Source organism: Mycobacterium neumannii, assembly GCF_002245615.1.
GTDB lineage: Bacteria > Actinomycetota > Actinomycetes > Mycobacteriales > Mycobacteriaceae > Mycobacterium > Mycobacterium neumannii_A.
This window is the reverse complement of the sequence record NZ_NKCO01000039.1, coordinates 1-13,737: the sequence shown is the minus strand read 5'-3', so window position 1 is coordinate 13,737 and position 13,737 is coordinate 1. Positions and strand designations below refer to the sequence as shown.

The window sequence follows — 13,737 nt, the reverse complement described above, 5'->3', positions numbered from 1 at the left end:
CGCAGCCGGGCGCGGAAGCAGGGTTGCCCCAGATTCAATGAGAAACGTCGCGATCGAAATTCTCATCCAATCTGGGGCAATGCAGGTCAGACTAGTAAATGTGCCCCAGATTCAATGAGAACGGACATCTCGTGACGCTGCTTCCGGCGCCGGCGCCGGCGGTGGTCGTGATCAGCTTTCGTCGTCGGTAGCCCTCAGTCAGGTCTGCAGCGCACCGCCGTCCCTGTTCGGTGCAGACCATTGGCCCGACACATCCGTCACTGTGACGTATTGGTCGGTCCGGCTTTCCCGTAGGCCCCCTCGTGTGGCGGCTGCGATCCGCACTCATTGCTGTCTTGGATCCTGCGCGCATGGCGATCCCAGGCGGCACGCCTTTCCGTGTCAGCAGGGAGATTAGAGGACCTAGCGACGATTCGCGGACTAGCCCGGATATTGTCGGGGAGGTCGACTAGCGTGGGTCAGCTATCTACCGGGGAGGACAAGTAGTGCTGCTGGAAGAGTTGAAGCCTGGCCTGCGGATCGACGGGTTGATCCCAGCGCAGGTGATCACGGTGATCTTTGCCCAGTGGCACGGCACCGACGCTCTGGAGCTGACCTACAAGACCAACGACGGTACGCTCGGCCAGCAGGTGGTGTTCCGCAAGGACCAGGACAACCTCACCGTCGCCCAGACCGGCAGCCGGGCGTTCGATGCCAACGCCACCGACTTCAAGATGGTCGCCGAGGCCCAACGGATCACCCTGGCCGGATTGTTCGACCCGATGTTGGCCGTGGCCACCAGCGACGTCAGGCCACTCCCCCATCAGATCAGAGCCGTCTACGGCGAGCTTCTCCCCCGAACTCCACTGAGATTTCTGCTCGCCGACGACCCCGGCGCCGGCAAGACCATCATGGCCGGCCTGTACATCAAAGAGCTGCTGTTGCGCGACGACGTGCGCCAATGCCTGATCGTCGCACCCGGCGGGTTGGTCGAGCAGTGGCAAGACGAACTGTTCTTCAAGTTCGGGCTGCGCTTCGACCTGCTGACCAACCAGCTCATCGACGCCAACGTCAACCTCAACGTCTTCGAAAGCAACCCACTGCTGATCGCGCGGATGGATCAGCTGTCGCGCAACGAGGAGCTGCAAGCCCAGCTCAAGGAGACCGAGTGGGACCTGATCATCGTCGACGAAGCCCACCGGATGGGCGCCCACTACTTCGGCGGCAAGCTGGAAAAGACAAAGCGCTTCCTGCTCGGTGAGATGCTCGGCCGCATCACCCGCCACCTGTTGCTGATGACCGCCACTCCCCACTCCGGCAAGGAAGAAGACTTCCAGCTCTTCCTCACCCTGCTGGACCGCGACCGGTTCGAAGGCAAGAACACCAAGACCGCCAACACTGACGGCATCATGCGCCGCATGGTCAAAGAAGACCTGCTGACCTTTGACGGGAAGAAGCTCTTCCCCGAGCGCCGCGCCGAGACCGTGCCGTACGAACTCACCGAACTGGAGTACTCGCTCTACGAACAGGTCACCGCCTACGTCCGCGAGGGCATGAATCGTGCCGACCGGGTGGGCGGCAAACGCAAGAACACCGTCGGCTTCGCACTGACCGTGCTGCAGCGCCGCCTGGCATCGAGCCCCGAGGCCATCTACAAGAGCCTCGTGCGCCGTACCGAACGGCTCGAACGCAAGAAGCTCGAAATTCTCAACGGCACCTACACCGACAGGGAGCTGACCGTCGACGTCGAAGGACTCGATGCCGATGACTACAGCTCCGAGCAGATCGAGGAACTCGAAGAGGAGCTGCTCGACGCCGCCACCGCCGCGCAGACAGTCGAGGAACTTGATGCCGAACTGCTCGAACTGGCCGAGCTGACGACAGTCGCCAAGCAGGTTCGCGATTCCGGCACCGACCGCAAGTGGACCGAGTTGAGCCACATCCTCCAGGACGAGGCGCTGACCGTCGACGCGAACGGCTGGCCGCGCAAGCTGATCATCTTCACTGAGCACCGCGACACCCTCGACTACCTAGCCGGTCGCATCCGGACCCTGATCGGCAAGCCCAACGCCGTGCAGGCGATCCACGGCGGCGTGCGCCGCAAAGAGCGCCGTATGATCACCGAGGAATTCACCAAGAACAGGGACTGCCAGATCCTGCTGGCCACCGATGCCGCCGGCGAAGGCCTGAACCTGCAAGCTGCCCACCTGATGGTCAACTACGACCTGCCGTGGAACCCCAACCGGATCGAGCAGCGCTTCGGCCGTATCCACCGCATCGGCCAGGAGGAAGTCTGCCGCCTCTGGAACATCGTCGCCAGCAACACCCGCGAAGGTGACGTCTTCGTACGATTGCTCGCCAAAATCGAAGAACAGCGAAAAGCCTATGGCGGCAAAGTCTTCGACGTCCTCGGCGAAGCATTCTCGGAGACTCCCCTGCGGGAACTGCTTCTGGACGCGATCCGCTACGGCGAACTTCCCGAAGTTCGCGCCAAGATGCACGAAGTCATCGACCACAAAGTGTCCGACGGGCTCAAGGAACTGCTCGACGAACGAGCACTCGCCTCTGACCATCTCGCCGACGCTGACCTCGCCAAGCTCCGCGCCGCCATGGACGAGGCCCGCGCACGCCGACTCCAGCCGCACTACATCGAGTTGGCATTCAAGGCAGCGTTCACCCGACTCGGCGGCCGCATCGCCAAACGCGAGCGAGGCCGCTACGAAATCGCCAACGTGCCAGCACAAATCAGAGCCAGCAAGCACCAGCCGATCGCGACAAAATATGACCGTGTCACCTTCGACCTCGAACATGTGCACTCCGAAGAATTGGCCCGCGCCGACCTGCTCGCACCGGGACACCCGCTGCACGACGCAGTAATGGACGAAGCGATACGACACTTTGGCGGCACCCTCAACAGCGGCACCGTGCTGGTGTCAGCGACGCTGGAGGAGCCTCACCTGCTCGTCGGCGTTGTCGAAGAGGTCGCCGATGCCACCGGCGCTGCGGTGTCCCGACGTTTCGGCTACGCCTATGTCGACAGCCTCGGCACCGTTACGCCTGCGGGTCCGGCACCCTATCTCGATTGCGTCGCCGCACCCGACACACCAGCCGTCGCCACCGCGCGCCAACTCCCCTGGCTGGCCGACGCCGAAGATCGCGCCAACAGCTGGATCATCACGACCCAACTCCCTGAATACCTATCCGAGGTGCAACCGCGTCGTGCCGCAGAGCTCGCGAAGTGTCGCGATCTAGTGGTGAAACGCCTTGAAGGTGAACGCGATCGGATGCTTCTCGACGCTGCTGTGGCCGCCGAAAAGGAGCAGGCAGGCGAAAAGCCGAAGGAGTCCGCCGAGAGCCTCAACCGCAAGGCAGTCGAGCTCGACGCGCGCCTACACAACCGGCTAGAACTGCTCGACAAGCAGGCACTGATGTCGACCAAGCCACCGCGCATCGTCACCGCGGCGCTGATCTTGCCCGTCGCCATGGTTGACGGTGAACTTCCCGCGTCGGCGCCGATCCATGCCAAGGAAACCAAAGAGGTTGAGCGCCGAGGCGTCGATCTAGTGATGTCGACGGAGCGAGCACTGGGCCGTACACCTGTCGAACAACCCTTCAACAACAAGGGATTCGACATCCTCTCCTCGGACTCAGGCGGCGACACCTACCGCATCGAGGTAAAAGCCAGACTCGACGGAGCCAAGGACTTCTTCGTCACCCACAACGAGGTGATGGTCGGCAAGAACGCGGTCCCGCGATACCGGCTGGCATTGGTCAGGGTTGATCCGCGAGGGTCGGACCATGATGAGGTTCGCTACCTCGACAACCCCTTCGCATCAACGGATCTGGGTGATTTTCACTCGACCGGCATCCGCGGTGATTGGGCGAAGATGTGGGCGAAGGGGACTCAGCCATTTTGAGGCAGCCGCACAACGACAACCCCTGCCACATCGTCGGGCATGTTCGACGACACTTCACCGACGTCGAACTCCCGCGACTCGATTTCGAGGACGTAATCGGGTGGAACGTGACGCAGAGGTTTGAGCACGTGCTGGAAGTAGGGGACACCCCAGTGGCCGGTCTCCGAGGGCAGGTCCGGGAAGACGGGTCCGAGGCGGTCATGGTTACCGCCGTGCATCGTGCTCGGCGCAGAGGGCGAATCTGCGCTGAACTGCCCCGCACGCACCCTCAGGATCCGGTCGATGGTCGACTTCGCCACTGCCCGGACACCTCGCTGAGGTGTCAGCAGGAAGTTGAGGAGTTCGGGATCGAGCTGTCGACTCAACCCGGGTATGAACAATTGACTGGTCGGGCTGGGCATCCACATTTCTTCGAGCGCAACCGAGCGTTCGTACGTGGTCGCGGAATCGTTGACGATGGCCGGGTCGGCCAGCAGAGCCGGCATCAGGGAAATAGAGCGTTTCACACACGATGTGCAGCGCCTCACTCTGTGATCGTCGGGGCACGGCTCCCAGTTCCGGTAGCCGCCTGTGCCGAGGTAGACCGCGTACACCGGCACCAGGTTCAGACTCGCCGCTGTCGCCCTCAGGATCGACTGCTGACCGCCCGCGGTGGTGCAGTATCCGAAATCGAATCGCCAGTTGCTTCCGTGCACCGTCAGACGCTTTGCCTGCACGAGCATCCCGTAGGCGGAGTCGGTGTCCACCCACCACCAGATCCAGTCGGCCCCACTGGTGGCCTCTGCGGGCTGAGTGAACGGAACGACGTTCACGGCTGTAGCGGCGCGGGAGATCACGATCTCGGTGACAGCCGTTTCACCCCACCGCAGAAACGCTCGCTCACAGGCCGCCATGTGCTGCACGGAATGCTCTCGCGCCCGCCTGAACGCCGTCTGCACCGTCGCCACGGCCGAATACTCGCATATGCGATAGGTCGAGCCTGCGGGATGAGCCAGGTGTCGTCACGCACTGTCGATGGGTTTCAGCAGGCAGTGGCGCCGCGGCGCCGCGTGGTCATGCCCGAGAGCTGGGCAGAAGGGTCGATGTGGTTCAGAAGCGCAAGTTGATCGAGGTGGCACTTCCTCTCGAGGTGATCAACCGAGAGTCGGCCCGTGAGAAGTCGATTCGGCACGGTCATCCCTCCACGCTGCACCTGTGGTGGGCCCGACGCCCCCTCGCTGCTGCCCGTGCGGTGCTGTTCGCGCAGCTCGTCGACGACCCGTCGTCGAATCTCGAGGAGTTCCCGACTGAGGAGTTGCAACGCAAGGAGCGCGAACGGCTACACAAGCTTATCGAGCGGCTCGTCGTCTGGGAGAACATCCGCGACGAGAAGCTGTTCGCTGAAGCCCACGCCGAGATCCTCAAATCCACCGGCGGCAATCCACCGCCGATCCTCGACCCCTTCGCCGGCGGTGGCACCATCCCGCTGGAGGCACAGCGCCTCGGGTTGGAGGCGCACGCATCGGACCTGAATCCTGTTGCAGTACTAATCAATAAGGCGTTGATCGAGATTCCGCCGAAGTTCGCCGGGAGGGCGCCGGTGTCCCCCGACGTCGCCAAGGACCAACTCTCCCATCCGTGGCGGGCTGCGACCGGAATGGCCGAGGACGTCCGCCGCTACGGCCAATGGATGCGACACGAAGCCGAAAAACGCATCGGACACCTCTACCCCAAGGCCACCTTGTCAGACGGCTCGCAGGCGACCGTGATCGCCTGGATCTGGGCGCGCACAGTCACCTGCCCCAACCCCGCCTGCGGCATCGCGATGCCGCTCGTACGCTCCTGGTCGCTCGGCAAGAAGAAGGGGAAGGAAGCCTATGTGGTGCCGTCCGTAGTCGACAGCACCGTTCGCTTTACGATCGGACATGACCCCAAGCGCGCTCCTACCGCAGCCAACGACGGAACTGTGGGCCGCACCGGCGCTACGTGCATCGGATGTGGATCGGCCGTGGAGCTGAAGTACATCCGCACCGAGGGACGGGCCGGACGTTTGGGTGCTCAACTCATGGCAACTGTCGCCGAAGGCAATCGCGCGCGCATCTACCTGGAGCCCACAGTCGAGCACGAATCGGCCGCTTCGGTCACGCGCCCTGACAGTGTGCCAAGTGGTGACCTCGCGGACAATCCACGAGACTTCAAGACACCGAATTACGGCATGACGACGTTCGCTGACCTGTTTACTGCGCGGCAACTCACCGCGCTCACCACATTCAGCGACCTCGTCGCGGAGGTCCGTGAACGAGTGCTGTCCGACGCCCTCGCCGCCGGCACGCCCGAAGGCGTTCGTCTCGAAGCCGGCGGCACAGGTGCTGCGGCGTACGCCGATGCCGTTGCGACATATCTCGGCTTCGCGATCAGCCGTATGACCAACAAGGCGAGCACCATATGCTCGTGGGACTCCAGCACGAAGATGGAGGCGGTGCGAAGCGTATTCGCGCGCCAAGCACTTCCCATGAGTTGGGATTATGCCGAGTCGAACCCCTGGGGCGGCTCAGGCGGAGATTTCGAGGAAGATCTTCTATGGATTAGCCGTGTGCTAGATAAGTCGTCCGGTGGTGTTCCTGGAGTCGTCGGTCAGGCCTCAGCAGCGGAGCGCGGATACAGCGGTTATCTCGTATCAACCGATCCGCCGTACTACGACAACATCGGTTATTCAGATCTGTCCGACTTCTTCTATGTCTGGCTGCGCCGATCGCTGCGTTCCATTCACCCCCAACTGCTCAGCACAATGTTGGTTCCCAAAACCGAGGAACTCGTGGCCAATCCATATCGTCACGGCGGCAGGAGCGGCGCACATCAGTTCTTCGAGGATGGCTTTCGCAAGGTCTTTTTTAAAGCGCGCGAGTCTGCCTTTAACGACCTGCCGATCACCGTCTACTACGCCTTTAAGCAATCAGAAGCCACCGCTGTCGGGGAATCATCTACGGGCTGGGAAACACTCCTCGAAGGAATGATCCGGTCGGGGTGGGCGGTCACTGCCACGTGGCCCGTGCGTAGTGAACTAGGCAACCGGATGATCGGTTCCGGGACTAACGCCCTTGCTTCATCGATTGTTTTAGCGTTGCGGCCGCGTCCACTCTTAGCCCCGAGCACCGACCGACGCGAGTTCGTAGAGGCTCTCAAAGCTGAACTCCCGCAAGCGCTCAAGGAGCTTCAGCACGGCGCGATCGCACCGGTTGACCTACCGCAAGCCGCCATTGGGCCGGGCATGGCTGTGTTCTCCCGCTATTCGACGGTGCTGGAGCCTGACGGGTCGAAGATGTCGGTGCGTTCTGCCTTAGCTCGGATCAACGAGATCCTGGATCAAGTGCTCAACGAGCAGGAAGGCGACTTCGACTCGACGACGCGGTTCGCGATTGCCTGGTATCGCCAACACAGTTACAGCACAGGAACTTTCGGTGACGCCAACAACCTCGCCAACGCCCGCAATACCACCGTGGACGCGATGGACCGCGGCGGCATTCTGACCAGCCGGGCCGGAAAGGTCCAACTAACCAAGCCGTCAGAGCTGAGCGCGGACTACAACATTCTGACCGACCAACAGGCCAGCAACTGGGAGGCCATGCACCATCTGATCGGGATCCTGGAGGGCGAAGGAATTACGCCCGCTGGTGAGTTCCTGCGATCAGCATTGCGTCGTCCCGACGGTGCCGTCGACGCTGATCTGGTCAAGGAGCTTGCGCACCTGCTGTTCCGGGTCGCGGAGGCAAGCGGCTGGACCAAAGACGCGCTGAGCTTCAACAGTCTCGTCACCAGCTGGCCGGAGATTGTCGATGTTGCACGGTCCGACCCATCGGCGGCGAGCTCGCAGAGTGCGTTCGACTTCACCGAGGAGGACTGACGTGGGATTCCTGACGCCGATGCATGAGTTGGGTGAGCACCTGGCGTGGACTTTCGGCTTTGTCAGTTGGTCGAGTCAGCGATCGGCAAGGCCGTCCAACGCGATATCGACCAAGGCTTCGCCAGTGAAGACTCTGCACAGTTCGAGCCCGACGACCTGGACGACGATATGAGCTTGGGGGACGATTGATATGGCTTTGAGTAACCGCGACCGCATTAACCGAATGTTTGAGGTGATGGCCCCGGCGCTAGATGACTTCATCGCATCGGTGATCGGTCAAGGCGACCCTGCGCTCGGCGCCGCGTGGACCAAGCTTGTTCAAATCAAAGACGGCAAGAAGGGCGCCCCAGCAGATAAGACCTACAATCCCCACGATCCCCAAGTGCAGTTCCGCATCCTCACTGAGAGCAGCATCACCAGCAGTTTCAAGGCCGGCTGGTATCCGTTCAACAAGTCCTTCGGCAAGGCCGGCGAGTCCTTCGCGATCGAACTGCGCGAGGTCCGAAACAACTGGGCGCACAACGGAACCTTCTCCGACGACGACGCCTATCGCGCACTGGACACCGGCGAGCGACTGCTCAAGCTGGTTGGTGCCACCAAAGAAGCCGACGAGGTGCACGCGATCCGGCTCAACCTGCGTCGCGTCACCGCCGACAAGGAGGACAAAAAGACTCTGAAGGCGGCGGTCGACAACCCGGAGGCGTCCGGTCTCAAGCCTTGGCGAGATGTGCTTCCGCCCCACGATGACGTCGCCACCGGGAACTTCGCCGCCTCCGAATTCGCCGCCGACTTGTACAAAGTCGCATTCGGCGGCGAACAGGATTCTGGCTACGCGGATGCGGTCGAGTTCTTCCGACGCACCTACCTCACCGAGGGGTTGACCGATCTCGTCGGCCGCGCTGTCCGTCGTATCTCCGGCGACGATAACGCGCCACCGGTGATCAACCTGCAGACCAATTTTGGTGGCGGCAAGACCCACTCCATGCTGGCGCTGTGGCACGTCGCCGCCGGAATGCCCATCGGCGAGTTTCCTCAAGACACCCAGGAGCTACTGTCCGCCAACGGATACTCCGGCGCGAAGGTAAATCGCGTCGCAATCGTCGGCAACCACTTCAGCCCCGCCGGTGAAACCAAGGACGACGGCACGCACGTCAACACCCTGTGGGGCGAGCTGGCCTGGCAACTCGGCGGGCCCGAAGCCTACGCACTGGTCGCCAAGGCCGACGCCGGACGCACCACCCCCGGCGAAGCGTTGCACGACCTGCTGCAGGAGCACTCCCCTGCCGTCATTCTGATCGACGAATGGGTGGCCTACGCACGCTCGCTCGTTGGCCGTGACGACCTTGCTGGCGGCACCTTTGACGACCAGTTCACCTTCGCTCAGTCGCTGACCGAGGCAGCCAAGGGCACTTCGGGTGTGCTGCTTGTGATCTCGATTCCCGCCTCCGAGACCGGAGACGCCCCCGACAAGATCGCCGCCGGTAACGCTGAGGAAGTTGGTGGTGCCCACGGCCTGGAGGCGCTCAAGCGGTTGCAGAACGTCGTGCGTCGTGTCGCTGACCAATGGCGACCCGCTTCATCGGTCGAGGCTTACCAGATCGTGCGGCAGCGGCTATTCAAGCAACCCGATGCGGCGGCCCTCGCATCGATCAGTGCAACCGCGCGCGGTTACGTCGAGATGTATCGCAAGTACAGCGACGACTTTCCCCGCGAAGCCCGCGACGGCGCCTACGAAGACCGGATCAAGCGGACCTACCCCATTCACCCCGAACTGTTCGACCGGCTATACGAAGAATGGTCGTCCCTGGAAAGGTTCCAACGCACCCGCGGCGTGCTGCGCCTGATGAGTACGGTGATCCACGCCCTATGGACCGGTGAAGACGCCTCACCGCTGATCATGCCAGGCTCGGTCCCGCTGGCGACTGCCAACGTCAATTCCGAACTTACGCAATACCTTCAGGATTCGTGGAAGGCGATCATAGACGCCGATGTGGACGGCCCAACCTCCGAACCCGCACGCATCGACAAGGATAAACCGCTATTTGGTCAGCGCTCGCTGACCAAACGCCTTGCCCGCACCGTCTTCTTTGGCGCGGCACCTACCATCGGCTCGGCCCACAAGGGCCTCGAAACCCAGCGGGTGTTCTTGGGCACCGCGGTACCCGGTGATGTGCCCGGCAACTTTCACTCCGCGCTCACCCAGCTCGGCGATCGGGCCACCTACTTCTACTCCGGTTCCGGCAAGTACTGGTACGACCTACAAGCCAACATCACCCGCACCGCCAAGGACCAGGCCGAGCGTCTGCATAAAGAGGATGTGTGGGCCGAGATCGTCCGCCGCCTACAGGCCCAAGCCCGCACACGCGGCGACTTCGCCGGAGTCCACGTCTGCCCCGAAACGAACGCGGACATCCCCGACACAGACGAAGCACGCCTGGTGATCCTGCACCCGAAGGTCGCTCACAAGCGCGGAACCGACTCTATTGCTAAGGAGTTCGCCCGACAGTCCACCGAGCAGCGCGGCACCGCCAACCGCGCCAACCGCAACATGCTGGTGTATCTCGCCGCAGACGAAGCCCGGCTCGAAGAACTCGACAACGCCACCCGCGACTATCTGGGTTGGACGCACGTTTTGGCAAACGAGGCCGACCTGGACCTCACTCAGAATCAAAAGAACCAGGCCACCCAACGACAGTTGCAAGCCGACCAAACCGTCATCTCCCGGCTGCTGCAAACCTTCACGTGGGCTCTGGTCCCGGCCCAACCTGACGCAGGCGCTCCGTTCATCGTTCGCGAAACCAAGGTGGAAGGACAGTCCGAATCGTTGGCGGAGCGGGTTTCGCGCCGACTTGGCAACGACGGTGACCTGTCCATCCGGCAGGCCGCCGTCAATGTCCGACTCGCCATCAACAAGGTGCCGCAAATCTGGAACGGCGGGCACGTCACGCTCGGTGCGTTGTGGTCGCTGTACTGCCAGTACCCGTACATGCCGCGCTTACGTGACCGAAAGGTGTTGCAGGACGGGGTACTCGATCTGCCGATGATTTGGCAGACCGATGCCTTCGCACTTGCCACAGGCTTCGACGAGGCCACCGACCGGTACATCGGGCTATGGATTCCGACCGACACAAACGACGCGCCATCAGCCACCGACGCACTTCTGCTCGTACGGCCCGACATCGCTGTTAAGCAGCGCGACGAGGAGACGCCATCCGATGCGCCGCTGCAGGAGGCCAAGCCCAATATTCCAGCTGATTCTCCCAAAGTGGATGTCGGATGTCCCCCATCAAAGACGCGCTTCTACGGGGTGAAGACCCTCAGTTCGGACAAGATCGCGCTCGACTTCAAAAACGTCGCCGATGAGATCATCGCTAACCTGCGGGAGCAGGGCATCAACCTCGTCGTCAAGATTGAGATTGAGGCGGTTGACACAAATGGGTTCGACGAGAACACGATTCGGACACTTACTGAGAACGCCAAAACGCTAAAGTTCGATCAGTCCGGGTTTGAGGACAGTTAGTCGGATTTGCTGCTCACGATAGGTGATCAGATATTGAGTGATCAGGCGACATACCTGATGACGAGTTCTTTCAGGGACGCGCACAATGGGTGACATGGTTGCAACGATGGACGCTCGGACCCAGGCTGAGATCTCTGCCAGCCCGTGGTACGTCGCCGCTCACCGCGGCCGGGACGCGATCAATGTCCAGGAGTTCTCGAAGCTGCGGACCGGCCGGCGCCTGATCTCACGCTCTTGGAACGGCTTCCGTCTGTTTGAGGAGCCTGCCTACATGGTGAATTTCGGCTACGCCCACCTGTACCTGCCGTGGGAGGTCTGGCAGGTAACCCCGATACGCGTACGGGGGTACGAGCCGATGCTGCACCACGAGGCACGCCAGATCCGTGCACGCGGGCTCCAGGTGGTGCGGCGCATGCCACCCGGGTTTGAGTTCGGACCTAATGGGTCGAACGTCCGTAGGCTCGTCGAGCAGCTCGCCCAGGCTCACCCGCCGAGCGACCGGCGACCGCCCGCGGACTACGAGATCGCCATGACTTTCCTCGAAGATCAGCGTCACCCGGGCAGCTGGCTGCACGATGCCCGAGTGTCGCTGGCCCACACCTATCTTGACGTTCTTACGTCGGGCTCTGCCACCGGTCCGATCGGGCGCTGGGACCGCCACACCCCGGCGAACCTCCCTGCGCACACGCTGATCGACGCAGCTGTCGCCGGCCTCTCAATACCTGAGGCGGTCACCCGGCACTGGGGCCTGGACCAGGGTGGTGAGGCAGGCTCTGCTGCTCGACGATTCGAGCGGTAGGCGTCACGCCCTACGGTGCAGAATCCGCGCGAGCATCCCCCGCGATGCCGGTGCGCCCACCGTAGGGCGAAATTCCTCGATCGTCGCCTGGAGCTGTGCCACAGTGAGCGGCTCCCGTACTGCGACCTGCACATAGTGGTGGCGGATTCCGCTGTCCAACAGTAGTTTTGCGACCTTGGCGCGCCAGAGCCCGGTTTCGTCGTAGACCTTGGCGGCTGAGTGATACGGCCCGCTCGCATCGACCGTTGGCGCGAGCGGTATGAGTGCTGAGACTAGCGGGCCTGCCAGCCCCGACGCAGCGGCCACTTGATCCCCGCTGAGCAATTCAGCTCCTCCCGGTGTCATGGCTTCGAACGTAAACGGTGCGCTGCCTGCCAGTCCATCGGCATAGCCGAATCGGCATGTAAAGCGCCGCCGACTCGACCGCGCCTGGCGCACCCCGCCCTGTCATCACTGTGGGGGTGGATCCCGCCACCGGCCGCCGTTGTCGATCAGTTGCAGAGCTATGGCGCGATCGAGCCATCGGGGCGGCACGGGCTTTCCGAGCGAGGCCTTGACGGCATCGATGGCCGGGCGGGAGAAGTCAACTTCGTTGAGTTTGAGAGTGATCCGAGGGGCTCGCAGCAGGTCCTTCTGGCGTTGATTGTCCGAGAGCTTGCCGTTGGTTCGGTCCATCGGGTCGAACATGTCTATCAGTCCGAACTCCTGCAGTTCGTGGCGCGCCGAGAATGCCTCAGGCGAGAGCCCGTACCACTGCCAGCGCACCAGTTGAGGCAGAGCGACCCCTGCCTCGTCGGCGTCCTTGCGGCTGCGCGGCCGTTCGGTCTGCGCCGCGACGGCTAGCAGTGTGGCCATCTTCGTTGGTGAGAACCAGGTGCCAGCCCGCCATGAAGAAGCCCGCCGGCAGGGTCAGCGAGTCCGCAGCTGACGGGACGAAGTAGCGGGACCGCGACCGGTTCTCCTGGTAGAGGGTGAACCGGTCGAACCTGCGCTCGCTCTTGCGGGCACCCACGCGTACGAGGTCATGCTCGGCGAGTTTGGTCAGGGCCCGGGTCATGCGCAGGTTGAGTTCACGATTCGATGTGTCCGGCGCCAGCAAGCCGGACAGCTCGCTCCAGCCGCCGACTCCGTTGTTGGGGCGCCCGTTCTTCCATCGTGTACCGGGCTCGAATTCCAGGTGAGCGATGTAGAGCAGGCTCAGATACACCTGCAGGGCGTTACTGGGCCGGTGGATCAGCTGAGTCAGTGGCGGCCTGGTGTCGACATCTCCCCTGACCGTCTTGAGCCGGGGATCGGTTTCCCGGCGCGCCCGGGCTGTGCCGAGCCGTACGAAGCGCCGGCGGATCCGGATGTCGGGTTGATCGCCGTCGTCCAGCGTTGCGTACTTGTCGGTGGCACGCCTGATGGCGTCCGTCCGTTGGTCAAGGTGTTCCTGGCGCCGTATCCGCACGCTGCGGGCCTCTGCGATGGCCACCGTGGTCTCCTGGTCCAGCTTCGCCATCTTCTTGGTGGCGGGGTCAAGTCCAGGGACGTGGTGTACGACGTCGTCGGGTGATTCTTCGAGGTGATGGTTCAGGCGGTCAGTGCCGCCGGCGTGGCCTCCTGTTCGCTCGGGGTGTCGTTGACGGCACGTGATTTGCTC

At 62.7% G+C, this 13,737-nt stretch carries 9 protein-coding genes; 5 read left to right on the top strand and 4 right to left on the bottom strand.

Annotated features, from left to right (window positions below; all coding sequences use genetic code 11):
• Positions 1-485 precede the first annotated feature (485 nt).
• Positions 486-3,896: a helicase-related protein gene (locus CEX88_RS25300; RefSeq protein ID WP_094295582.1), complete on the top strand. Its 3,411-nt coding sequence runs from the start codon at positions 486-488 to the stop codon at positions 3,894-3,896.
• On the opposite strand, the gene CEX88_RS25295 is transcribed toward CEX88_RS25300, so the two are convergent.
• The gene (locus tag CEX88_RS25295; RefSeq protein WP_238382201.1) at positions 3,884-4,843 is read right to left on the bottom strand and encodes a DUF6615 family protein; all 960 of its coding nucleotides are present in this window, start codon (positions 4,841-4,843) and stop codon (positions 3,884-3,886) included. The two genes, CEX88_RS25300 and CEX88_RS25295, sit on opposite strands and share 13 nt — an antisense overlap.
• A 137-nt stretch (positions 4,844-4,980) precedes the next feature.
• Here CEX88_RS25295 and CEX88_RS25290 point away from each other — a divergent pair, with 137 nt between their 5' ends.
• The 4 genes from CEX88_RS25290 to CEX88_RS25280 all read left to right on the top strand — a co-directional run bounded on the left by CEX88_RS25290 (position 4,981) and on the right by CEX88_RS25280 (position 12,095).
• Positions 4,981-7,776: a DUF1156 domain-containing protein gene (locus CEX88_RS25290; protein ID WP_202931653.1), complete on the top strand. Its 2,796-nt coding sequence runs from the start codon at positions 4,981-4,983 to the stop codon at positions 7,774-7,776.
• Positions 7,777-7,821: 45 nt separating this feature from the next.
• A complete protein-coding gene (locus tag CEX88_RS26215; protein ID WP_202931652.1) occupies positions 7,822-7,965 on the top strand; it encodes a hypothetical protein in 144 nt (47 codons plus the stop codon).
• 1 nt (position 7,966) lies between these two features.
• On the top strand, positions 7,967-11,296 hold the full coding sequence (locus CEX88_RS25285; RefSeq protein WP_202931651.1) for a Swt1 family HEPN domain-containing protein: 3,330 nt from the start codon (positions 7,967-7,969) through the stop codon (positions 11,294-11,296).
• A gap of 106 nt (positions 11,297-11,402) precedes the next feature.
• Positions 11,403-12,095, top strand: a complete 693-nt coding sequence (locus tag CEX88_RS25280; RefSeq protein ID WP_238382200.1) for a hypothetical protein — start codon at positions 11,403-11,405, stop codon at positions 12,093-12,095.
• Positions 12,096-12,098: 3 nt separating this feature from the next.
• On the opposite strand, the gene CEX88_RS25275 is transcribed toward CEX88_RS25280, so the two are convergent.
• From CEX88_RS25275 to CEX88_RS25265, 3 genes are all read right to left on the bottom strand, one after another.
• Positions 12,099-12,440 carry a hypothetical protein gene (locus tag CEX88_RS25275; protein WP_126315852.1) on the bottom strand — a complete coding sequence of 114 codons (342 nt, stop codon included), beginning with the start codon at positions 12,438-12,440 and terminating at the stop codon, positions 12,099-12,101.
• Positions 12,441-12,545: 105 nt separating this feature from the next.
• A complete protein-coding gene (locus CEX88_RS25270) occupies positions 12,546-12,860 on the bottom strand; it encodes a hypothetical protein (protein WP_094295578.1) in 315 nt (104 codons plus the stop codon).
• Positions 12,829-13,737 (bottom strand): hypothetical protein (locus CEX88_RS25265; RefSeq protein ID WP_238382199.1); only part of this gene is annotated, 909 nt, incomplete at its 5' end. The genes CEX88_RS25265 and CEX88_RS25270, both read right to left, overlap by 32 nt.